At 45.4% G+C, this 22,172-nt stretch carries 21 protein-coding genes; 11 read left to right on the top strand and 10 right to left on the bottom strand.

Translation table 11 applies throughout. The annotated features are described in order from the left end of the window. The first annotated feature begins 4 nt into the window (after positions 1-4). From VR7878_RS04505 to VR7878_RS04480, 7 genes are all read left to right on the top strand, one after another. On the top strand, positions 5-2,356 hold the full coding sequence (locus VR7878_RS04505; RefSeq protein ID WP_077333790.1) for a chemotaxis protein CheA: 2,352 nt from the start codon (positions 5-7) through the stop codon (positions 2,354-2,356). A 24-nt stretch (positions 2,357-2,380) separates the two neighbouring features. Beyond that, positions 2,381-3,511 carry a protein-glutamate methylesterase/protein-glutamine glutaminase gene (locus VR7878_RS20790; RefSeq protein ID WP_139344008.1) on the top strand — a complete coding sequence of 377 codons (1,131 nt, stop codon included), beginning with the start codon at positions 2,381-2,383 and terminating at the stop codon, positions 3,509-3,511. A gap of 9 nt (positions 3,512-3,520) precedes the next feature. After that, a complete protein-coding gene (locus VR7878_RS20785) occupies positions 3,521-4,300 on the top strand; it encodes a ParA family protein (protein WP_139344007.1) in 780 nt (259 codons plus the stop codon). Then, positions 4,290-5,360, top strand: coding sequence for a chemotaxis protein CheW (locus tag VR7878_RS04495; RefSeq protein ID WP_077333788.1), 1,071 nt, complete (start codon positions 4,290-4,292; stop codon positions 5,358-5,360). Before VR7878_RS20785 ends, VR7878_RS04495 begins: the two co-directional genes overlap by 11 nt. 47 nt (positions 5,361-5,407) lie before the next feature. Beyond that, complete coding sequence (locus tag VR7878_RS04490; protein ID WP_021018794.1) at positions 5,408-5,902, top strand: chemotaxis protein CheW; 495 nt, start codon at positions 5,408-5,410, stop codon at positions 5,900-5,902. Next, positions 5,902-6,402: a DUF2802 domain-containing protein gene (locus VR7878_RS04485; protein WP_077333786.1), complete on the top strand. Its 501-nt coding sequence runs from the start codon at positions 5,902-5,904 to the stop codon at positions 6,400-6,402. Before VR7878_RS04490 ends, VR7878_RS04485 begins: the two co-directional genes overlap by 1 nt. Positions 6,403-6,905: 503 nt before the next feature. Next, positions 6,906-7,661, top strand: coding sequence for an MlaA family lipoprotein (locus VR7878_RS04480; RefSeq protein ID WP_077333784.1), 756 nt, complete (start codon positions 6,906-6,908; stop codon positions 7,659-7,661). 36 nt (positions 7,662-7,697) lie between these two features. Here VR7878_RS04480 and VR7878_RS04475 read toward each other — a convergent pair whose 3' ends face one another. From VR7878_RS04475 to sodB, 3 genes are all read right to left on the bottom strand, one after another. Further along, a complete protein-coding gene (locus tag VR7878_RS04475; protein WP_077333782.1) occupies positions 7,698-8,369 on the bottom strand; it encodes an SDR family oxidoreductase in 672 nt (223 codons plus the stop codon). Positions 8,370-8,545: 176 nt separating this feature from the next. Then, positions 8,546-9,067 carry a VC2046/SO_2500 family protein gene (locus VR7878_RS04470; protein WP_235862847.1) on the bottom strand — a complete coding sequence of 174 codons (522 nt, stop codon included), beginning with the start codon at positions 9,065-9,067 and terminating at the stop codon, positions 8,546-8,548. A gap of 138 nt (positions 9,068-9,205) precedes the next feature. Next, entirely contained in the window at positions 9,206-9,790 is a 585-nt protein-coding gene (gene sodB / locus VR7878_RS04465) for a superoxide dismutase [Fe] (protein WP_077333780.1), read from the bottom strand. A gap of 254 nt (positions 9,791-10,044) precedes the next feature. Here sodB and VR7878_RS04460 point away from each other — a divergent pair, with 254 nt between their 5' ends. The 4 genes from VR7878_RS04460 to VR7878_RS04445 all read left to right on the top strand — a co-directional run bounded on the left by VR7878_RS04460 (position 10,045) and on the right by VR7878_RS04445 (position 14,397). Continuing rightward, the gene (locus VR7878_RS04460; RefSeq protein ID WP_077333778.1) at positions 10,045-10,377 is read left to right on the top strand and encodes a Grx4 family monothiol glutaredoxin; all 333 of its coding nucleotides are present in this window, start codon (positions 10,045-10,047) and stop codon (positions 10,375-10,377) included. A 67-nt stretch (positions 10,378-10,444) separates the two neighbouring features. Beyond that, a complete protein-coding gene (locus tag VR7878_RS04455) occupies positions 10,445-12,397 on the top strand; it encodes a DNA topoisomerase III (protein WP_077334183.1) in 1,953 nt (650 codons plus the stop codon). Between the two features lie 324 nt (positions 12,398-12,721). Further along, entirely contained in the window at positions 12,722-13,057 is a 336-nt protein-coding gene (locus VR7878_RS04450) for a UCP019853 family protein (protein WP_077333776.1), read from the top strand. Between the two features lie 344 nt (positions 13,058-13,401). Continuing rightward, complete coding sequence (locus VR7878_RS04445; RefSeq protein WP_077333774.1) at positions 13,402-14,397, top strand: NADP-dependent oxidoreductase; 996 nt, start codon at positions 13,402-13,404, stop codon at positions 14,395-14,397. 126 nt (positions 14,398-14,523) lie between these two features. On the opposite strand, the gene VR7878_RS04440 is transcribed toward VR7878_RS04445, so the two are convergent. The 7 genes from VR7878_RS04440 to VR7878_RS04410 all read right to left on the bottom strand — a co-directional run bounded on the left by VR7878_RS04440 (position 14,524) and on the right by VR7878_RS04410 (position 21,752). Then, on the bottom strand, positions 14,524-15,123 hold the full coding sequence (locus VR7878_RS04440; RefSeq protein WP_077333772.1) for a LysE family translocator: 600 nt from the start codon (positions 15,121-15,123) through the stop codon (positions 14,524-14,526). Positions 15,124-15,196: 73 nt separating this feature from the next. Then, positions 15,197-16,036, bottom strand: coding sequence for an AraC family transcriptional regulator (locus tag VR7878_RS04435; RefSeq protein WP_077333770.1), 840 nt, complete (start codon positions 16,034-16,036; stop codon positions 15,197-15,199). Positions 16,037-16,225: 189 nt separating this feature from the next. After that, complete coding sequence (gene oppF / locus VR7878_RS04430) at positions 16,226-17,212, bottom strand: murein tripeptide/oligopeptide ABC transporter ATP binding protein OppF (RefSeq protein ID WP_077333768.1); 987 nt, start codon at positions 17,210-17,212, stop codon at positions 16,226-16,228. Then, complete coding sequence (locus VR7878_RS04425; protein ID WP_077333766.1) at positions 17,209-18,180, bottom strand: ABC transporter ATP-binding protein; 972 nt, start codon at positions 18,178-18,180, stop codon at positions 17,209-17,211. The genes oppF and VR7878_RS04425 overlap by 4 nt, the downstream gene beginning before the upstream one ends. Before the next feature lie 14 nt (positions 18,181-18,194). After that, positions 18,195-19,097 carry an oligopeptide ABC transporter permease OppC gene (gene oppC, locus VR7878_RS04420; RefSeq protein ID WP_077333764.1) on the bottom strand — a complete coding sequence of 301 codons (903 nt, stop codon included), beginning with the start codon at positions 19,095-19,097 and terminating at the stop codon, positions 18,195-18,197. 12 nt (positions 19,098-19,109) lie between these two features. Continuing rightward, the gene (gene oppB, locus VR7878_RS04415) at positions 19,110-20,030 is read right to left on the bottom strand and encodes an oligopeptide ABC transporter permease OppB (protein ID WP_077333762.1); all 921 of its coding nucleotides are present in this window, start codon (positions 20,028-20,030) and stop codon (positions 19,110-19,112) included. A gap of 90 nt (positions 20,031-20,120) precedes the next feature. Continuing rightward, on the bottom strand, positions 20,121-21,752 hold the full coding sequence (locus tag VR7878_RS04410) for an ABC transporter substrate-binding protein (RefSeq protein WP_077333760.1): 1,632 nt from the start codon (positions 21,750-21,752) through the stop codon (positions 20,121-20,123). Positions 21,753-22,172: the final 420 nt, after the last annotated feature.

Genomic DNA, 22,172 nt, shown 5'->3' with positions numbered 1-22,172 from the left:
CTGTATGAGCTACGAATTAGATGAAGATATTTTACAGGATTTTTTAGTTGAGGCAGGTGAAATATTAGAGCTTCTGTCCGAGCAGTTGGTTGAGCTTGAAAATAATCCTGAAGATAACGACCTTTTAAATGCAATCTTTCGAGGGTTCCATACGGTAAAAGGGGGGGCAGGTTTCCTTGCTTTGACGGAGTTAGTTGCAACCTGTCACGGTGCCGAGAATGTCTTTGATACATTACGTAACAGACAGCGAAAAGTAACTTCAGGTCTCATGGACACGATGTTACGGGCTCTGGATACCGTGAACGAACAATTCCAAGCCGTGCAAGATCGTGAACCGCTTGAAGCTGCAGACCCAACCTTACTGGAAGAGCTACACCGCCTTTCTCAACCCGCCTCTGCTGATGAAGACGAATCAGATGATGTTCTGCTCGCTTCGGATTCGTCAGATGATGATGAAACCTCATTGCCCGATGAAGAGCCTGTTGCATCAGCGGAAGAGACACCTCCACCAGAAAACAACGTTGTTTCTGAAACCACAAATGCCAACTCAATTGATGAAATTACTCAAGATGAGTTTGAGCAACTGCTTGATGAACTTCATGGTAAAGGGAATTCACCGGCAAATCGTACGCCATCTGCATCAAAAGAATCCACACCACCAGAGTCAGGTCAGGCATCTAAAACGTCATCACAGCAAAGTACCACGACTGACAGTGGTGATATTACTGATGATGAGTTCGAGAAATTACTCGATGAACTTCACGGTGTCGGGAAAGGTCCTTCACTCGAAGACAAAAAAACCGCTGCACCACCTCCGCCACCAGAGAAAACACCGGCATCAGGTGCAACTGCTCAGTCATCCGCATCTGCCTCAAGTGGCAGTGATAGTGATTTGATGACCGATGACGAGTTCGAAAAGTTATTGGATGAGCTACATGGTGCAGGAAAAGGGCCATCAATAGAAGAACTGGAAATGGCGGTTAAACCGGCGTCGGCTAACTTGGAGCCGAAGCCAGCCGCGAAAGCAACAGAAGCGCCCAAAAAAGCGGCTGCAGCACCAAAAGCAAGTGCTCAACCGAAACCATCGGTGACACCGCCAGTTAAAGAAAGCTCTGAAGCTCAAACTCAGGTTGCGACGCGAGAGTCCAAAGAAGTCGCCGCAGCGAAAAAACCACAGGCTGAAGCGAGTGTCCGTGTCGATACTTCCACACTAGATACGATCATGAACATGGTTGGTGAGTTGGTGCTGGTTCGAAATCGTCTGCTCAGTCTTGGTTTGAACAGCAATGATGAAGAAATGTCAAAGGCTGTATCAAATTTAGATGTTGTGACTGCTGACCTGCAAGGCGCAGTCATGAAGACTCGGATGCAACCGATCAAGAAAGTATTTGGTCGTTTCCCTCGGGTTGTTCGGGATTTAGCAAGAAGCTTGAAAAAAGATATCGTGCTGGAAATGCGCGGTGAAGAAACTGATTTGGATAAAAACCTCGTTGAGGCGCTTGCGGATCCACTGATTCACTTGGTTCGTAACTCTGTCGACCACGGGATTGAAATGCCGGATGACCGCGTGAAATCGGGTAAATCTCGGACTGGTAAAGTGCTGCTCTCTGCTTCACAAGAAGGGGATCACATTGAACTTTGTATCATCGATGATGGTGCAGGGATGAATCCGGATAAACTGAGAGGCATTGCCGTTAAGAAAGGGCTTATGGATGAAGATGCCGCTTCTCGTTTAAGCAATAAAGAGTGCTTTAACCTTATCTTTATGCCCGGCTTTTCCAGTAAAGAACAGATTTCTGACATATCCGGTCGCGGTGTGGGTATGGACGTGGTCAAAACGGCGATTAACACTCTGAATGGTTCGATCGATATCGATTCCGAAATTGGTAAAGGCACCAAAATAGCCATTAAAGTGCCACTCACACTGGCAATTCTGCCTACACTCATGGTTGGTGTCGCAGGGAGCCCATTTGCGTTACCACTGGCAAGTGTGAGTGAAATTTTCCATCTGGATTTGAGTCGGACCAATGTGGTTGATGGACAGTTGACTATTATCGTACGTGAAAAATCCATCCCTTTGTTTTATTTACAAAATTGGCTCGCACCTCGTCAGGGCATTATTGAGCATCGTAAAGGGCATGGACATGTTGTCATTGTACAGTTGGGGAACCAAAGAGTTGGCTTCGTCGTCGATACACTGATAGGACAGGAAGAAGTTGTGATTAAGCCGTTAGATAATTTATTGCAGGGAACGCCGGGGATGGCTGGTGCAACAATTACCAGTGATGGGCATATTGCATTAATACTGGATGTTCCTGATTTATTGAAAAACTATGCGGCTGCATCTCGCATCTAACTGATTGGTTAAATAAGGGAAAATATGGCGATAAGAGTTTTAGTGGTTGATGACTCAAGTTTTTTCAGACGTCGTGTTAGTGAAATCATTAACTCGGAATCGCGTTTAGAAGTCATTGACGTCGCAATCAATGGCCGTGAAGCTGTTGAAAAGGCAAAAAGCTTAAATCCAGACGTCATTACGATGGACGTTGAGATGCCAGTACTAGATGGTATTTCTGCTGTGAGAGAAATCATGGCCGATAATCCGACGCCAATATTGATGTTCTCTTCCCTGACTCATGATGGTGCTAAAGCAACATTAGATGCGCTCGATGCGGGCGCAATGGATTTTTTGCCGAAGAAATTTGAGGATATTGCCCGCAACCGTGATGAAGCCGTTACGTTATTGCAACAGCGAGTTTTAGAAATTGCCCGCAAGAAGGCTTATCTTCGCCGTGTCTCTCCGCTTTCTTCTCGACCGAATACGACGATTGCGTCTCAAACGGAAACACAGCGCACGCCTTTAGGGCGAATTTCCCGTCCTTTGAGTGGCAGTACCAGCTCTTCCGTTCCGGTTCGGTTTAAAGCCAGTGGAAAACGTTATCAATTAACCGCCATCGGTACCTCTACCGGTGGCCCGGTCGCTCTGCAAAAAATATTGGTAAAACTCCCTGCGAATTATCCTCATCCTATTTTGTTGATCCAGCATATGCCTGCGACATTTACAGCAGCTTTTGCCAGTCGTCTTGATTCTCTATGCCAGATATCGGTTAAAGAAGCTGCTGATGGTGATGTTCTGCAGCCGGGGGTTGCTTATTTAGCGCCCGGTGGAAAACAAATGATGATAGAAGGCCGGGCAGGCGCTGCCAAAATTCGTATTCTCGACGGCGGTGAACGAATGAACTATAAGCCGTGTGTCGATGTAACGTTTGGTTCTGCATCAAAGATTTACGCCGATAAAGTTCTTTCAATCGTACTGACCGGGATGGGGGCTGATGGTCGTGAAGGTGCCCGAATGTTAAAGCAAGCCGGTGCGACGATTTGGGCACAGGACGAAGAAAGTTGTGTTGTGTATGGTATGCCACAGGCTGTCGCTAAAGCGGGAATCTCGTCTGAAAGTTTGCCTTTGGAACGTATCGCTGAGCGTATTTTGGTAGAAGTGGGTCTTGCATAAGGAAAACCGATGATTGTTTGGAGTGTTGCCAATCAAAAAGGTGGAGTAGGAAAAACAACGACAACCATTACGTTGGCTGGTCTGCTATGCAAAAAAGGTCATCGGGTGCTTCTGGTCGACACCGACCCTCATGCTTCACTGACGACCTATCTCGGTTATGATTCTGATCATGTTGAATCAAGTTTATTTGATCTGTTCCAGTTGCCGTCTTTGGAAGAAAAATCAGTTCGTCCTCTGGTGATTGAGACCGATATTGAAGGGATGGATCTAATTCCGGCTCATATGTCTCTGGCTACGCTGGATCGTGTGATGGGAAACCGAAGCGGCATGGGGCTGATTCTAAAAAAAGCCTTATTAGCACTTCGTCATCAGTACGATTATGTGTTAATTGATTGTCCACCGATTTTAGGGGTGATGATGGTCAATGCACTGGCGGCCAGTGATCGGATCTTGATTCCTGTACAGACTGAGTTTCTGGCGATGAAAGGATTGGAACGGATGGTGCGGACGCTCAGTATTATGCAAAAGTCTCGGAGCCGTGAATTTAAGGTGACCATTGTTCCGACCATGTATGATAAAAGAACCAGAGCTTCTCTACAGACATTAACCCAATTGAAAAAAGATTATCCGGATCAAGTCTGGACATCTGCTGTACCGATTGATACCAAGTTCAGAGATGCGAGTCTGAAACGTCTACCTGCATCTCACTTTGCGGAGGGCAGCCGGGGGGTCTTTGCATACAAACAATTGCTTATCTACTTAGAGAGGTTAGCGATTAATGAATCGTGATGTTGCGTTATCAAGTGAACAAGCTTTAGATGATTACTTTGCTGCCTTACTCGATGAAGAGGCTGGGGAGTTAGAGCTGGTTCAAGAAAAAAACGCACAAGTTTCGCAAGACGCTGAAGTTGTACCACAATTACAGACACAGCGTGTTAGTGTTACTGAAGAGCCAGAAATTTATCAAAATGAAGCGTTGTTTCCGAATCTTGAAGATGTGCAGCGGCTCTTAAATCAGCTGGAGTCATCCAACCCGGTTGATGAAATTGAAGATATTGCCGCGTTGTTGGACAAAAATACTCAGGAGATTTCCGCTCATCAGGAGACTCGTGTCGAAGAAGATGAGATACAGGACTGGGATATTGATCTTCAATCTGAAGAGGTGATTGAAGTTGCAACACCGTCTGAGGTTGAAACTTTAGCGGATGATGTGCAGGAAGAAGAGATTGCGACCGCTGAAATTATGAGTGAACCTCTGGCTGTTGAGCCTGAGGTTGTGACGCAGACTGCTGAAGTGGAAGATGTTCAGGAAAACATTGAACAAGAGACTCAGCCGGAACCCCAGACTCAGGTCGGTGGCACTGTCGGTGATATTACTTGGTACAGTACGGAAAGGGCTGAAAACTTTCAGGTGCTGTATTTTGAGGTTAACGAAATTCTATTTGCTGTACCGTTGGATGAATTGGGTGGTATCCATCGTCTGGAAAAAGTCAGTCACCTTATTGGCAGACCCCAGTGGTATCTCGGTTTACAGACCAATCGTGAACAGCAATTGGATGTTGTCGATACAGCCCGCTGGGTGATGGCAGAAAAATTAAAAGATGATGATTATAAGGAATCCTATCAATATATCGTGATGCTGGGTGACAGTTCTTGGGGGCTCGCGTGTGATCAATTGAGAGGAACCGAGTCATTGAACCCTGAAAAGGTTCGTTGGCGTGAACAGGCCGGAAAACGCCCTTGGCTTGCCGGAATGGTAAAAGAGAAAATGTGTGCTTTGATTCATGTGGAAGCATTAACCGCGATGTTAAAGGCCGGATTAGATGTTAAAGCACTCGATAATGATTAGATTTACCGAAAACATTAGTGTCGGATTCGACTTAGAGAGGATAAGGTATGTCTCATACAAATGAAGTAGAAGTGAAAAAAGATAAGTCTAATGATGAAGTGCTTCAGTGGGTGACGTTCCAGTTAGAGGAAGAAACTTACGGCATTAATGTGATGCAGGTTCGGGAAGTCCTTCGCTATACTGAAATTGCCCCTGTTCCCGGAGCACCGGATTATGTTTTGGGGATTATCAACCTGCGAGGAAATGTGGTAACAGTGATTGATACCCGTTCTCGTTTTGGCCTGATTGATGGCGAAGTGACTGACAATACTCGAATTATCGTGATTGAGTCTGAACGTCAAGTGATTGGTATTTTGGTGGATAGTGTTGCAGAAGTCGTTTATTTGCGGACTTCTGAAATTGACACAACACCAAGTGTCGGAACGGATGAAAGCTCTAAATTCATTCAGGGTGTTAGTAACCGGGAAGGCAAACTGCTGATTCTGGTTGATCTGAATAAACTGTTGAATGATGACGAGTGGGATGAAGTGGCTCACTTATAATGTATCGTGACATTTTATTGAGCTTTCCCGTTTTATTCGGGGGAGCTATTTTTGTTGTTTTCTTGTTGATTCTGACGCTGTATCGTTTAAGACGCTTAATTTTAACGCAGTCTGAGATGCGCCGTCAGGAGTCAAGAACATTGGATAAGTCGCTGCAAAAAGCGAATAAACAGCTTGTTGAGCTTCGTTCTGTCGTTGTCGGACTGGGGCAAAAAATATCTGAGCAAGAGCAAATTATTTTGCATCAGGATGAGCGAATAAAAGAATTAGAGCAGCAAGACAGTGATGCCCGGCTTTATACCCGAGCTTCAAAAATGGTGCAGCTTGGCGCTGATATTAATGAATTGATAGAAGAGTGTGAGCTGCCCAAAGCAGAGGCGGAACTGATGCTTTCACTTCAGAAAAAACTCTCCGGAGAGGAAAAAGTGCCACCATTGGGCGCACGCCCGGAGGGCGGCACTGTCAAACGAAAGGCTCCGCCGAAAAAGAAAAGTGTGTAAATGATAAAAAGAAGTCTGCGGGCTTCTTTTTTATTGTTTAGAGAACATGGAGCATACTTAAATATCTGTCTGGGACATGATATATCTGTCTATCGAACTTGTTTTGTTCTCTCAGCTTACTAGCTTACTCATGCCACAAATCTACAGGTGTACTAAAAGACATAAGTCTTGTGTAGCAAGGTGTTCGCTGTCACTGTGGTTTTCTGATTGTGAACTTTTCCCTCCCGGATAGTAAAAGTGTGCTAAATTTTTCCGGAGATAAACTGCATCAGTGGGGAGCGCTTGTTGGCACCGTTCAAATGGGTTCAAGATGTCATGGCGTAACATTGGACATGTGTTGAACAATAAATGAGGTTGTCCGGCCGGAGAGTATCGGTTGAAGTTGTTATTGATAAACGATATGAATATACTGAGCGAGTTTTGGGGAATCGGTCATAGGAAGTATTACTCTGCCGGATTGATCACTCGTATTCTGAGTCAAAAGAAGAAAACGGAAAAATGAAATGAATGACCGTATCAAGCGGCTTTGTCTAGGTTTTATTATATTGGTTTTGGTTGGATGCAGCACCACTGATCACGCTAACTCACAGAATCCTGATACATCGGTAAATGATCCGCTTGAAAGTGTCAATCGCAGCTTCTGGACTCTGAATTATGATTATCTTGACCCTTATGTGATAAGACCCGTTTCTCTCGCTTATGTCGATCATGTGCCCAACCCGATTCGCCGTGCCATTGCGAATTTTTTCTCAAATCTTGATGAGCCGTCAAGTATGGTGAACAACTTGCTCATGGGCAATGGTCATCAGGCATTGAACCATTTTAACCGTTTTTGGCTGAATACGACTTTCGGATTGTTCGGCCTCATTGATATTGCATCTGAAGCCGGGATAACCAAAGCCGATCAAAAAGGTTTTGGGGATGCGCTGGGGCATTATGGTGTCGGGAATGGCCCCTATCTGATGGTGCCCGCTGCCGGGCCTTATACCCCCCGTTCTGCGACGAATCTCGTGGATGAGGCCTATGCTCCTCTCTCTTACCTGAATATTTGGGGAAGTGTTTCAAAATTTATTTTTGAGGGGATGGAAAGCCGGGCTGCGTTAGTCAGTCAGGAGTCAATGCTGGAAAACTCACCCGATCCTTATGCATTAACCCGAGAAATCTACTTGCAGCATCAGGATTTCAAAGCTGAAATTGAGAAAAAAGAGACTTATGATCCAGAGCAGGAAGCGTTGTTTGATCAATATATGGATGAATAAGCGTGCTCATCTGGTCTGTTTCTTAATATCGGTTGTTCAAGCCGACATCGTTCTACCACTGAAATACTCGTTTTCTACAATATATTCTGTATTCCGAATCAGCTCATCTAACAATATAGGTGTTGGTCGCGATTCGCCATCGGCTGCTTCTAAAACGGGGATTACCGCCCCGACCCGAATATTGAATGGTGTCAGCTCTTTTGCCCAGCTTTGAGTAAATCCGGTAACCATTGATGCCGAGTTTTCAAATCCTTTCACTGTGTCTTGATCGGTGTTCGAAATGATATTGACGATAACACCTTCTTTTTTGTCACGCCTCATGCGTTCAGCACTCATCTGTCCAAAGGAAAAAATTGTCGAAGCCATAATGGTCAGGTTGTTGGTAAACATCTCCAGAGGCTGTTCATCTGTCACTGAAGGTAACGGGGTATTAGGCCAGTGATTGACCAATATATCCGGGCCTTCCTGATATTTCTCGGCAATAAAATTCAGTAATGCTTCGATTGAACCTGGTGAGTAATCCGGCAGAAAGAAATAACTGGTACTGGCTGAAAGCTCCCTGATTCTCGAGTAAGTCGTCAGCAATTCTTGTTGATGCGTGTCTGTCAGGACTATCTTGGCGCCCAGTTGAGCGAAGCGCTCAGCGAATGCACTTCCCAACATTGTTCCTGATGAAGTGATGAGAATAATTGAATCCTTGATATGCATGGCTGGCGTTTCCTGTGGTTCGTTATTGTTATTCATGTCTGATTAGCATGGTTGAACCCATCAGGGAAGGATGTGAAAAAGGTCAAAGAATATATTTTAAGCGGCACTATATGAACGGTTTTGGGGGATAATTCACACAACTACCGGTGTGTCATCGTGTGATTACAGAAAAACGGTTAGGCCTGCGCCTGAATCTGGGACAGTCTCCGGTTAGTAACCAATTGATTATAAAGTTCATAATTTAATGATTGTGATGAGGTTTTGCCTTCCAGCTGACGACGTTGGTGACCTGAGAGGTTGTGATAGACCGATTCTTCCAATTGATGGGTATGTTCGGGGAAGTAAGACAAAGCATCTGGACGCAGGTAATGCTGAAGTTTTGCTGAACAGATTCCTCCTTGATGAAATTGTAAAGCAATCTGAGCACCGGATGCGTAGGTTTCCTGAGCGGATCGTAACGGTTGTGGTGACGTTAGGGCAAAATGTTTGCGCAATTCACTGTCGGTATGGTGAATCGGGTCGATCACTTCTGTTGCCGTCGTTTCACGCATATCGTTAGAGAGCATCGCAAGCAGCAATGCAAAATCGGCCCGCCGGTTTTGTGCGATCGCCTGATTGACGCTCTGTCCGCATTGCAGTTCGTTAATCAGGTTTGCTTTATCCAGTGTGTGTTGGATTTCGGTGGTTGGCTGTAGCATCATCTTCTCCGTCTGATGCTTACATATCGGCAGTAGAGGAGATGACTTTAATATCATTCTTGTTGAATTTTATATAAAAAAATCCCCTGCCGAGGCAGGGGATGATTGCAGAAATCTGAAAGATTCGGAATAACCGAATTATTTCGCCAGATTTTCAGCCACAAAGTCCCAGTTAACCAGTGCCCAGAAAGCACTCATATAATCAGGACGCAGGTTGCGATAATCGATGTAGTAGGCGTGTTCCCACAGGTCAACAGTCAGTAGTGGTGTTACACCATCTTCAGTGATTGGTGTTGCTGCATTCGATGTATTCACAATATCCAGAGAGCCATCAGCTTTTTTCACCAACCAAGTCCACGATGAACCAAAGTTGTTGATTGCAGAATCAGTGAATTTTGCTTTGAAATCTTCGAAAGAACCAAATGCCTGATTAATGGCATCGGCAACTGCACCCGTTGGTTCACCGCCACCGTTTGGTGACAGGCAGTGCCAGTAGAATGTGTGGTTCCAAATCTGAGCCGCGTTATTGAAAATGCCGCCAGATGAAGTTTTGATGATCTCTTCAAGTGACTTGTTTTCGAATTCAGTACCTGGGATCAGGCCATTCAGCTTAACCACATATGTGTTGTGGTGCTTACCATGGTGGTAGTCTAGTGTTTCTGCTGAAATATGAGGTTCCAATGCATCTTTTGCATAAGGAAGAGCGGGTAGTTCAAATGACATTGCTCAGTTCTCCATTGTGTTTGAAAGAGTTGCTCTTTCAGTTAGCTTCCAGAGTTATTTTCTTTTGATGCTCGTCAATACGACTGACTTGGTTCTATTTTAGCAAGTTTTTACTTTATTAAAAGCACTAATTTGTCAACATAACCAGACAGCGTTGTATCCGGAATGAAAGAGACCATAATAATAATAGGCTTTTTATTCTCAGTTAATGATTTAGAATAGCCCATATTTTTAAACGCTCTGACGAGGACATCATGGAAACAATCGATAAAATTAAAAAGCAGATTTCTGACAATCCAATTCTGCTTTATATGAAAGGTTCGCCCAAGCTACCTAGTTGTGGTTTTTCATCTCAGGCAGCACAGGCATTGATGGCTTGTGGAGAAAAATTTGCTTACGTGGATATTCTCCAAAATCCGGATATCCGTGCAGAGTTACCGGTTTATGCCCAGTGGCCGACTTTTCCTCAGTTATGGATCGAAGGCGAACTGGTTGGCGGTTGTGACATCATTCTGGAAATGTTCCAGAAAGGTGAGTTGCAACCCCTGATTAAAGAAGCAGCAGCTCGCGCAGAAAAAGAAGAGTAAACTGTATAAATTTACAGTTGATCCTGTTATGTTAAGGCCACAAGTTTTTGTGGCCTTCATTGTTTTTATGCCTCGTTTATTTATTGCTGAAAAACCGAGTCTCGGCCGTGCGATTGCCGATGTTTTACCCCGTCCTCATCAGAAGGAGGATGGCTGTATTCGCTGTGGTAATGGTGATATCGTCACATGGTGTATTGGTCATCTTTTAGAACAGGTTGAACCGGAAGCCTACGATGAGCGCTATAAAAAATGGCGGCTGGAAGACTTACCGATTGTGCCGCAGCAATGGCAACTTCGCCCGCGAAAGACTGCTGCGCGGCAACTGACAGTAATTAAGAAATTACTCAAATCCTCATCCTTACAGATTGTTCATGCCGGAGATCCTGATCGCGAAGGGCAGCTCTTGGTGGATGAAGTGCTGGAGCACTGCCGTGTCAGTCAACAGCGTCGGGCAGAAACAGAACGTCTGTTGATTAATGATTTGAATCCGTCGGCAGTCAAACGGGCGTTACAACAAATTCGGCACAACCGAGAATTTATACCGCTCTCTGTCTCTGCATTGGCTCGCTCCCGGGCGGACTGGCTATATGGCATGAATATGTCGAGAGCGTATACTTTGTTGGGGCAACGGTCTGGTTATCAAGGGGTTCTCTCTGTCGGACGAGTTCAGACACCGGTACTGGGGCTGGTGGTTCGTCGGGATGAGACGATTGAAAACTTTGTGCCTCGTGATTACTTTACTCTTCATGCCTTGATTCCATATCACACAGCAGATCAAGCTTTTGATATCCGCGCACGCTGGAAACCGAGTGAAGCCTGTCGCCCGTGGCAGGATGATGAAGGGCGTGTGCTTCATCGGCCACTGGTTGAAAACGTCGCCAGACGAATTCAAGGGCAGCCAGCGACGGTCACCGATTCAGAACAGAAACAAACGCGTCAAAATGCGCCGTTGCCTTATTCACTTTCGGCTTTACAGATTGATGCTGCGAAGAAATATGGTATGAGTGCCCAGCAAGTGCTGAACGTCTGTCAGGGGTTGTACGAGAAACATAAGTTGATCACCTATCCTCGTTCGGATTGTCGCTATCTGCCCACGGAGCACTGGCAGGCATCGGCCGCTGTAACTGCTACAATATCTACGCTTGAACCTGCGCTGAAGCAAGCCGTTGATGGGGCGGACTTATCTTTGAAATCTAAAGCATGGAATGATAGTAAGGTCGATGCGCACCATGCCATTATTCCGACCCCGAAAACGAAGAGTGCAATGTTGTCCGGCGATGAGCAGAAAATTTATCACTTGATTGCCAGACAGTATTTGATCCAGTTTTATCCACCCGCGTGCTATGCCGAGTCTCAACTGGTATTTGAGATTGCCGGTGGGACGTTTATTGCCAAAGGTAAACAGATGGTTTCGCCCGGTTGGAAGACTGTGACGGGATTTCGTGATGATGACCAAGATGGTCTTGAAATGGTTCCTCCGTTGACAAAAGGCACTATCTTGACATGTCGTGAAGGTGAAATCGGTAGCCATCAGACTGAGCCGCCACGGCCTTTTACAGAAGCAACGTTATTGCTCGCGATGACGGGGATTGCCCGATTTGTTGAAGATAAATCACTGAAAAAAATATTACGCGAAACAGACGGACTCGGAACGGAAGCGACCCGCGCCGGTATTATTGATACGCTGATCAAGCGCCAACTCTTACAGCGGGAAGGAAAACAGATCCGCAGCACGCCTGCGGGGAGAGGGCTGATTCATGCGTTACCCGTAGAATCGACATATCCGGATATGACCGCTCAATGGGAACATCAGTTGCAGGATATGGCAGAGAAAAATCAGGCTTATCAGCCTTTTATGACTGCACTTACGCAACAGATCGGTCATTTAATGCAACAAGTGAAAACTGCACCGCCACCGGATTCTTTACGTTCACTCCCTCAGCCAGTGAAGCGCTCGCGGGCAAGAAAGTCATTTGCCAAACGGAGGGTAAAGCAATCATCCTCCGCTTCATCATCCTGAGAAGGCTAAGAGAGAATCGGGCATTTGTGCAGAAGGTTTTAATTGTGATGTGGCGCCGGAAGAATAAATTGTCTCTTTTTGTAAATCGATTATGCTTATGAAGGAAAATCGTCGTATTATCAGGATGATTGGTTGGTTAGTCATTTTATTGATTGATTTATTTGCATATGTATATGAATAAAAACAAATAAATTAGAGTTAATCTCCATGTCATGGTGATAATAATCAATTATCTTCATCTGGAGTATAGCGCTACGTTTTAACATTTTTAATAATGTTTACTTATGCTAATACGATTTATCAAAATATAATAACGGAGACTTCATGAAAAAATATAAAGCCAAAGTCATTCATATTAATCCAGAAGCACGAGAAGAGATCACTTTTGATATTCATGGCTCAATTGTTCAATGTTTTTTAGGCCATGTCCCAAGCGATATTCGTATCGGAAAAAGCTATTTAATCACATTCGCATTTTTGGATGAAGATTTAGCTGAACAATTTGGAGAAGGTATACCGGCAGTGACATCTGAACATGATGATTCTATTGAGTTATCCCTTTCAATGGGAGATGCCCCTATGGGGACTGAGTATGCGTCGCTTAACGGCAAAGCTATATCGATTCAGCTTGAACCATGTATGGAATCTTCATTAGTTTAACTGAGAAAATAGAATACTGTTATCTGATGAAAATCATTGATGACATCAGATGGCAGTTTATCTTTATAAATTAGGATGGCGCTGTTTTTTATCTTTCTGTATGTCCTCCCCCTTTAAAATGGCCAGATTCGTCACCATATATATCACTATTACATTACTTAAATATCTGAATATAATATATTCATAATATTTAATGGATGTTATTGAAATGATAATGGCAGATTAAGATACTGAATACATAAAATATACCATGTTGAGTCACGACCCATCTAAAATCAATAAGATATGATTTGAACAGGTTGTCGTGATGAATGAAAACAAAGCATTCGATGAGAGAGGAAAATATGCAGACATATCGGGCGGTTCATTTGATTGACAGACCTCAGCAGGAGATAACTGCTGATGTATTCTCAATAGAAACAGCAACGATACCAACCCCACAAGACGGTGAGTTTTTGGTCAAAGTTACGCATTTGTCTCTTGATCCTGCGATGCGTGGTTGGATGAGTTCAGATGAAAATAGTTACATCCCCCCGGTAAAACTGGGAGAGGTCATGCGTGCCAGCGGGCTGGGAGAAGTCGTGTCTTCCAAACATCCGGATTACCCTGAAGGTACGAAAGTACTGGGGATGACGGGGATGCAGGAATACCTGATTTCAGACGGAACCGGATTGAATAAAATACCGGCGGAGATTCCGGCTGAAGCTGTACTGGCGGTTATTTCGCTGCCGGGTGTGACTGCGTATCATGGCTTGTATCAGGTTTTACAACCAAAGCCGGGACAAACTCTGGTCGTTACCGCAGCGGCCGGCTCGGTCGGTTCACTCGTCGGACAAATGGCGAAGAACCTCGGACTGCGAGTTGTCGGGGTTGTCGGTAGTGAAGAAAAAGCGCAATGGATTACCCAAGAGTTAGGGTTTAATGCTGCCTTGAATTATCACGATCAAGATTTTGCCGAACAGCTTGCAGCAGCAACTCCGGATGGGATTGATCTGTTTTTCGAAAATACCGGCGGTGTCGCACAGGCGCCTATTTTTGCCCGGATGAATGCGCATGGGCGTATCGCTGTCTGTGGTCTGATTGCTGAATATAATAAAGATCAGCCAGATCCGGGACCAAGTTGGATGAATATTATTAAGCGGCGTCTGTCGATTCAAGGGTTCACGATGCCGGATCATTTTGATCGGTTTGCTGATTATGGTCAGGCTTTAGGTGGGATGCTGATGAAAGGGGAGCTGAAGTATCGCACTCATGTGATTCATGGTATCGAAAATGCGCCGGATGCCATTAAACTGCTATTTAGCGGGGATAACAAAGGTAAGTTGATCGTCGAATTTTAAGATTCCGTCACCTATTCTCGTCTATACATACGGGCTCTTTCGAGCCCGTTGCGTTGCACTAGCGACAAAATTCCTATCCAGTCCAGAGCATCATATATTATCCCTCGGATACTTTTTGATTAGTGCTTACCAGAACCAGACTTTATAAATATGCTCGAACCCGATACTGAACGCTGTGTAAACCAAGAGTAAAGCCAATAGTTGTTGTACGCGTTGTAACCAGATCGTATTCATAAGATGTTTTCCGACAATATTACCGATGACCGAATAACTTCCGGGGGCACATCCGGCAAATAATGCAAGTGCGACAGACCAGTAGACGATCTGTGCTTCGGTCATATTTTGTGCCGGAAACTGAATCGTTGCAATTGGCAGTGTTGCAATCAGGCCTTTGGGGTTGAGGAGCTGCATCATCACTCCGCTTTTGAATGAGAGTGTGAATGAGGTCCGTTGTTTGAGCGTCACGGATGAGCGCATCAGTTGCCATGCCAGATAGAGAATGTAACTACATCCGCAAAGTGCAATGTAAGGGAGAATGTCATCATTGACGAGCGTGTTACCAATATAACTTAAACTAATAAATAGGATGAACATCGCACAGGCAACACCGCAGAAAAATCCAAGATGACAGCGTGTTTGTCCCTGTATACCGCCATTGAGGCTGAGTAGGTTTACCGGGCCGGGGGAATACATAATTCCCAGAGCATAAGTCCATATTTCGAGCATTGCTTATTTACCTGTTTTCATGGTGTTCACTGGCTGAAATGGTTGTCAGTGGTTTTGATGGGGATATCGCCGATTAGCGTTGTGGTATCAGGCTCAGTTGCGTTTGATACTGTTTTGGTGTCATACCATAGAGTTTTTTGAAGCGGCGGTTCATATGGCTGACGTCCGCAAAACGGAACATTTGCGCCACCGTTGATGTAGGAAGGCCGGACTCCAGCGCTTTTTGTGCACCGTTGATACGACAGTTGAGCACGTACTGGTGAGGCGTAATCCCGAACTGTGCCCGAAACAAGCGAATAAAATGATATTTCGACATGTTAGCGACTGCAGCAATGTCATCAATCATTAAATCGTCTTGGTACTGACTGTGAATGAACGCTTTGGCTCGATTCAGTAACACGTCCTGACGTCGTTGTGGGGCTGCTTCACACAATGTCCCCGATTTCGTGACCAGCGTATGGGCTAAACGAAAGAGAGCCAGCTCTTGTTCTATTTTCGAATGGTAACCGCTGTTGATGGAATGGACGAAGGTCAGAATCTGTTGTTTGAGGAGCAGGTCGTCAAATAACACACCTTCAACACGGACCGTTTGATTCGGTTTGACACCCAGAGCCAGAAAAAGATCCTGCAATGCATGAGGGTGAATATAAGTCATCACATACGATAAATCAGTGGTACCACCTGAGTGTCCGTCATGAACATCATCAGGGTTGAAGAGCATTGCACCACCGGGAAGGCTTTGGTGAAAGCCGCGACAGCAAAAAAAGTCTTGTCTGCCCTGTAATGTGACACCCAGAGAGTATTCTTCATGGGCATGTTTGTCATAACTGAAATCGTGCATATTGGCCGTCAGTGTCTTGACACCTTGAAGCGCAGTGCTGTTTTCAAATTTGAAATGATTACCTGTTCGCATGTGAATACCTAACTTGCTGCGTATCATGTTTATTTTATGATAGAAAAGTCAATTTAGGAAAACTTGAACAAAATTGCTGAGTTTGGTAGCAATTGTTTGGTGAGGTAGTTTTTGATACTGATACGGGCAACAGAGAAACCTGAAGGCGATGAAATGGGAGTTCACCGTCTTCAGGTTGTTATTCACGAATCAGAGCACGATAGGGCAGGCGACCGCGTGCTGTTCGTCACCACTGAGTACCGGTTTATTTTGGGCACATTGTGGTTGTGCTTTCGGGCAACGGGTACGGAATACACAGCCTGACGGTGGATTCATCGGTGACGGGAGATCACCTTCCAACATCTGGATTTTTTTCTGCCGTTCCAGATTTGGATCAGGAATCGGGACTGCCGTCATCAACGCTGTTGTATAGGGATGCTTCGGGGTTGCAAACAGCTTATCGGCTTCACCAATCTCGACAACGTTCCCCAGATACATCACCATGACCCGATCAGAAATATGCTTGACGACCGACAGGTCATGGGCAATAAATACCAGACTCAAGCCAAGCTCTTTTTGGATCTCTTTGAGCAAGTTAACCACTTGTGCCTGAATCGAGACGTCCAGGGCTGAAACGGGCTCGTCACAGATGATCATTTTCGGCCGTAGAATTAAGGCTCGGGCAATCCCAATCCGCTGACACTGCCCGCCGGAAAATTCATGCGGATAGCGGTTAATCACATTCGGCAGCAATCCGACGCGCATCATCATTTCTTTGACCCGGTCTTTGACTTCCAGAGAAGAGAGCTCCGGATAAAATGTCCGCAGGGGTTCGGCAATAATGTCACCAATTGTCATTCGCGGATTGAGCGACGCTAACGGGTCCTGAAAGATCATTTGAATCTCTTTACGAGTTTCGCGGCGCTGAACGGCTTTCATGCGGGTCAGGTCTTGACCGAGCCAGAGCACTTCACCTTCCGTTGCATTGACCAGCCCGATAATCGCGCGGGCAAAAGTAGATTTACCGCAACCGGACTCACCGACCACACCCAGTGTTTCACCTTCATAAAGGCGGACATTGACGCCATCAACCGCTTTGAGTGCAGTAGGCGGCGACCAAGGCCAAGCCGACTTTGAGGCTATCTGAAAATGAACTTTCAGATTTTTGATATCAAGTAATAAGGATTTCTGATTCATTTTTCCCAAGTCTCCCAGTCAGAAAAACAGGCCCGTTGACGTTGATTGCCAAACGTCGTAAGGGCTGGTGTTTCATGTTTACAGCGTTCTGTAACCCGATGGCATCGTTCCTGATAAGGACAGCCGGTCGGGAGCCGGAGTAGATTGGGTGGGTTGCCCGGAATGGTCGGAAGGACGTCGCCTTCGGTATCCAGCCGTGGAATGGCGCGAAGCAGCCCTTCTGCATAAGGGTGACTCGGTTGATAGAAAATATCGTTGACGCTGCCGTATTCCATGGTTCTGCCGGCGTACATGACCAACACTTTTTCACAAGAGCCGGCGACTACACCGAGATCGTGGGTAATCATGATAATGGCGGTATTGAATTCAGATTTTAGCTCATTCAGCAGATCCATAATCTGCGCTTGTACCGTCACATCTAACGCGGTCGTCGGTTCATCTGCAATCAACAGTTTCGGACGACACAGCAGTGCCATGGCGATCATGACCCGTTGGCGCATTCCTCCGGAGAACTCATGCGGGTACATGGTGATACGTTTCCGCGCTTCCGGGATTTTAACTGCGTCCAGCATCCGAATTGATTCTTCAAATGCTTCTGCTTTCCCCATCCCTTTATGTTTCATCAGCACTTCCATGAGTTGTGTGCTGACTTTCATATAGGGATTCAGAGAGGTCATTGGATCCTGAAATATCATGGCAATTTGTTCTGCGCGAATTTTATTGAGCGCTTTTTCCGGCAAATTGAGGATTTCTTTGCCTTCAAACCGGGCACTGCCGGAAACCCTGCCGTTTTTCGCCAGCAGACCCATCATGGCAAATACCGTCTGAGATTTTCCGGAGCCGGATTCACCGACAATTCCCAGTGTCTCGCCTTGTTTTAATGAAAAATTCAGATCGTTGACGGCTGTCACGGTGCCATCCGGTGTCGAGAATTCAACCCGTAGATCTTGTACATCAAGTAAGTTCATACAGTGCTCCCGGCTTATCTGTCTTTCGGATCGAGTGCATCACGCAATCCGTCGCCAACGTAGTTAAAACAAAATAGTGTCACAATCATAAATACGGCAGGAAACGCGAGCTGCCAGATTGCAAGATCCATCGTGTTTGCACCTTCTTGCAGTAAGGCTCCCCAGCTTGTCCGTGGTTCCTGAACCCCTAAACCGAGGAAAGAGAGGAATGATTCCGTCAGAATCATTGTCGGGATGAGCAGTGTCGAATAAACGACGACAATGCCCAGTACATTCGGGACAATATGACGGGTGATAATTTTCCATTGACTCACGCCACAGACGTGTGCGGCTTCAATAAACTCTTTACTGCGCAGACTCAGGGTTTGTCCCCGGACAATCCGTGCCATATCCAGCCATGAAATAGCACCGATAGCCACGAAGATGAGCATGATGTTACGCCCAAAGAAGGTCACCAGCACGATGACGAAAAACATAAATGGGATCGCGTACAGAATCTCCAGCATCCGCATCATCACGCGGTCGACCCGGCCACCGATGTACCCGGAAGTCGCACCGTAAAGCGTACCGATAATCACGGCAACCAGTGCCCCCAGAATACCGACCGCCAGTGAAATCTGACCGCCGATTAATGTCCGGACATATAAATCGCGGCCTAAAGCATCCGTTCCGAAAATGTGTTCAGCCGATGGTGCCGCATTCATCGCATACCAGTCGGTATCTTCGAAACTGTACGTTGCCATATAAGGCAGAATCAGCACCGCCAAGGTAATCAATGCCAGAATAACCAGACTGACCATGGCGGCTTTATTGCGTAGAAAGCGCATTCTGGCGTCTTGCCACAAGCTTCTTCCTTCAATTTCCAATTGTTCACTGAATCGCTCCAGTGCTTGGACATTCTCTTTATTTCCAATCATGTGTCAGCCTCTCTAATAGCGGATTTTCGGATCGATATAGGCGAGAAGAATATCGACGATCATGTTGAACAAAATAAACAAAAATCCAATTAGGATGGTAATGCCGAGTACCAGTGAATAATCTCGGTTAAAGGCTGCATTCACGAATAACTTCCCGATTCCCGGTAAGCCAAAGATGGTCTCGATCACCACTGAACCGGTAATAATACCGACAAATGCCGGCCCCATATAAGAAACAACAGGTAATAGCGCTGGCTTCAATGCATGACGAACAACAATGTAACCGTAGCTGAGGCCTTTGGCTTTAGCGGTGCGAATAAAGTTACTGTTGAGCGTTTCAATCATTGAGCCTCGGGTAATCCGGGCAAACGTGGCAATATAGAGCAACGACATCCCGAGCACAGGGAGTGCCATATATTTGAACGAGCCGTCATTCCATCCTCCGGCCGGTAACCACTCCAGATTAATGGCAAAGATAAAGATCAACACCGGAGCAAAGACAAAAGACGGGATGACAATCCCCAACATGGTCGTTGCCATTAATGAATAATCCAGCCACGTATTCTGCTTCAGGGCTGCGATGGTGCCAATCGCCACACCGAGAATGATCGTAAAGACAAAAGCGGTTGCCCCGATTTTTGCTGAAACCGGCAATGCTTTTCCGACCAATTCGTTAACACTGAAATCTTTATATTTGAAGGATGGCCCGAAATCACCATGCAAAATGTTTTTCAGATAAGTGAGGTACTGAACACCGATGGGTTTATCCAGCCCATATTCGGCATTGATGTTTGCAAGAACCTGTGGCGGAACGGCTCGCTCTGAAGAGAACGGGCTTCCGGGCGCAAAGCGCATTAAAAAAAAGGATACTGTGATCAGCACCAGTAGCGTCGGTATGGCTTCCAGCATCCGTTTCGCAATGAATTTAAGCATAAACTCACTCTTGTGTATTTAATTGCAACTGTGAAATGAAAGGCTGTATGACACCTGCCATACAGCCCTGTCTTGATGACTCGGAATGGATTATTTTGCTTTAATATACATATCCCGAGTGTAAGTCATGTCTCCCGCATTATGGATCGGATAACCACCGACGTAAGGCGCGAGTAAGTGCGCTTTCACATACTGGTAAGTCGGAGCGACCGGCATATCCTGCGCAATTAACTGCTCCGCCTGAGCGTAGTAGTTCGCACGCTCAGTGTCGGACGTGCTCAGCATCGCTTTTTCCATGACATCGTCATAGGCTTTGCTTTGATAGTGAGCATAGTTACCACTGTTGTTGGAGAGCATTTGAGAGAGGAAGGTAGATGCTTCGTTATAGTCACCACACCAAGCGTCGCGAGCAACTTCGAAGTTCCCCTGACGACGGTTATCCAGGAAGGTTTTCCATTCCTGATTTTCCAGATTGGCATTGACACCTAAAGTCTGTTTCCACATCGACTGAATCGCCGTGGCAACTTTTTTATGGTTGTCAGACGTGTTGTAAATCAGCGTCAGTGTTAACGGATTATTCTTGTCATAACCAGCTTCTGCTAAAAGCTCACGTGCCTTTTGATTGCGCTCTTTCTGAGTCCACTTGCCATATTCCGGCATCGGTGGGGTAAAGCCGGCAGTAATGTCAGGTGTAAAGGCGTAAGCTGGTTTCTGTCCTTGCCCCATAATGGCTTTGGTAATGATATCCCGGTCAATTGCATAGGAAAGCGCTTTTCTGACCCGAACGTCATCAAATGGCTTTTTCCGCATATTGAAATCGTAGTAGTAGTTACACAGATATCCGGTGACAGAAACTGATTCCGGGTGCTCTTTCTTGAGCCGCTTAAAGTGTTCAACCGGCATTTCGTAGGTAGAGTCCATTTCCCCTGCGAGGAATCGGTTCATTTCTGCGTTTTGACTTTCAATTGGCAGATAAGTGACTTTATTGATAACGGTTTCAGCATCATTCCAGTAAAGCGGATTACGTTTGAGCACTAAACGCTCATTGACGACCCATTTTTCAGGGACGTAGGCACCATTACCGACAAAGTGTTCTGGTCGGGTCCACTTACTACCCCATTTTTCAATAACCTTACGCGGTGCCGGGAATGTTGATTGGTGTACCAGCATTTTGACAAAGTAGGGCGTGGGTTTATCAAGATGGACTTCGAGCGTATGCGCATCAATAGCTTTGATACCTAACGTGGATTTGTCTTTTTTGCCAGAGACAATGTCTTCGGCATTGACCACATTACCTAACTGTAAATATTCAGCGTAAGGTGAAGCGGTTGCCGGATCGACAAGGCGCTGCCATCCGTAAACAAAATCATCGGCTGTGACGGGGTCACCATTTGACCATTTTGCGGTTTTACGCAGATGAAAAATAAATGTTTTGTTATCTTTGGTTTCCCATTTATCAGCGACACCGGGGACAAGATTACCATAGCCATCTTCATTGACCAGACCTTCAAACAGGTCTCTGTCTACGTTAGCACCGGGAACACCGTTCACTTTTTGTGGGTCAAGTGTTTCGATTTCAGATCCATTTCCCCGGACCAATTCTTGTACTGGGGCCAGTTTGGTTCCTTCCGGAACGTGTGCTGCATAGGATGGTAATGTTGTGGTGGCTAGAGTCAGGCCAAATCCCAGCATCATTGCTCGGGAAATCTTATTTTTATTCATGTAAAACTCCAGATTTGTGTTATGACATCCGTGATCGTATTCATAAAGCTATATGTCGATGCAGAGATTCAAATGAATGAGGAAACATCGAAATCTCTACTTTAGACAGGTTGGCTTTATACATTCAGCCCACTTTACAAATATCCGGTAACCCTAGCAACTTTTAGATGAATTTACCATTTAGTTAACGATAAATTAATGATTTGATCTTTTTAAAGCTTTAATTGCAGTGTTTTGTTTTTGTGTTTGTCTGTTGAAGTAGATGGAATAATTTAATGAAATGCATTTCATCAGTATTTTATATTGTCACTCACGTTGGGGATTTATTCTGTTGGCAGGAGAGGGACGATATTTTTATCTGCTATTGCTGAATATCTGAATAACATCGTATTTTCTTTACTCAATAACTTTGTCAATAAA

It is taken from the genome of Vibrio ruber DSM 16370 (assembly GCF_900163965.1).
GTDB lineage: Bacteria > Pseudomonadota > Gammaproteobacteria > Enterobacterales > Vibrionaceae > Vibrio > Vibrio ruber.
The sequence above is the reverse complement of the archived record's forward strand: the minus strand, read 5'-3'. Positions and strand labels throughout refer to the sequence as shown.

Coding starts and splice junctions, on each gene's coding strand:
- VR7878_RS04485 (WP_077333786.1), top strand. CDS start 5,902: ATGTATCGTGACATTTTATTGAGCTTTCCCGTTTTATTCGGGGGAGCT.
- VR7878_RS04440 (WP_077333772.1), bottom strand. CDS start 15,123: ATGCTCGAAATATGGACTTATGCTCTGGGAATTATGTATTCCCCCGGC.
- VR7878_RS04505 (WP_077333790.1), top strand. CDS start 5: ATGAGCTACGAATTAGATGAAGATATTTTACAGGATTTTTTAGTTGAG.
- VR7878_RS04490 (WP_021018794.1), top strand. CDS start 5,408: ATGTCTCATACAAATGAAGTAGAAGTGAAAAAAGATAAGTCTAATGAT.
- VR7878_RS04480 (WP_077333784.1), top strand. CDS start 6,906: ATGAATGACCGTATCAAGCGGCTTTGTCTAGGTTTTATTATATTGGTT.
- VR7878_RS04455 (WP_077334183.1), top strand. CDS start 10,445: ATGCCTCGTTTATTTATTGCTGAAAAACCGAGTCTCGGCCGTGCGATT.
- oppC (WP_077333764.1), bottom strand. CDS start 19,097: ATGATTGGAAATAAAGAGAATGTCCAAGCACTGGAGCGATTCAGTGAA.
- oppB (WP_077333762.1), bottom strand. CDS start 20,030: ATGCTTAAATTCATTGCGAAACGGATGCTGGAAGCCATACCGACGCTA.
- VR7878_RS04445 (WP_077333774.1), top strand. CDS start 13,402: ATGCAGACATATCGGGCGGTTCATTTGATTGACAGACCTCAGCAGGAG.
- oppF (WP_077333768.1), bottom strand. CDS start 17,212: ATGAATCAGAAATCCTTATTACTTGATATCAAAAATCTGAAAGTTCAT.
- VR7878_RS04495 (WP_077333788.1), top strand. CDS start 4,290: ATGAATCGTGATGTTGCGTTATCAAGTGAACAAGCTTTAGATGATTAC.
- VR7878_RS20785 (WP_139344007.1), top strand. CDS start 3,521: ATGATTGTTTGGAGTGTTGCCAATCAAAAAGGTGGAGTAGGAAAAACA.
- VR7878_RS04460 (WP_077333778.1), top strand. CDS start 10,045: ATGGAAACAATCGATAAAATTAAAAAGCAGATTTCTGACAATCCAATT.
- VR7878_RS04425 (WP_077333766.1), bottom strand. CDS start 18,180: ATGAACTTACTTGATGTACAAGATCTACGGGTTGAATTCTCGACACCG.
- VR7878_RS20790 (WP_139344008.1), top strand. CDS start 2,381: ATGGCGATAAGAGTTTTAGTGGTTGATGACTCAAGTTTTTTCAGACGT.
- VR7878_RS04450 (WP_077333776.1), top strand. CDS start 12,722: ATGAAAAAATATAAAGCCAAAGTCATTCATATTAATCCAGAAGCACGA.
- VR7878_RS04435 (WP_077333770.1), bottom strand. CDS start 16,036: ATGCGAACAGGTAATCATTTCAAATTTGAAAACAGCACTGCGCTTCAA.
- sodB (WP_077333780.1), bottom strand. CDS start 9,790: ATGTCATTTGAACTACCCGCTCTTCCTTATGCAAAAGATGCATTGGAA.
- VR7878_RS04475 (WP_077333782.1), bottom strand. CDS start 8,369: ATGCATATCAAGGATTCAATTATTCTCATCACTTCATCAGGAACAATG.
- VR7878_RS04470 (WP_235862847.1), bottom strand. CDS start 9,067: ATGCTACAGCCAACCACCGAAATCCAACACACACTGGATAAAGCAAAC.
- VR7878_RS04410 (WP_077333760.1), bottom strand. CDS start 21,752: ATGAATAAAAATAAGATTTCCCGAGCAATGATGCTGGGATTTGGCCTG.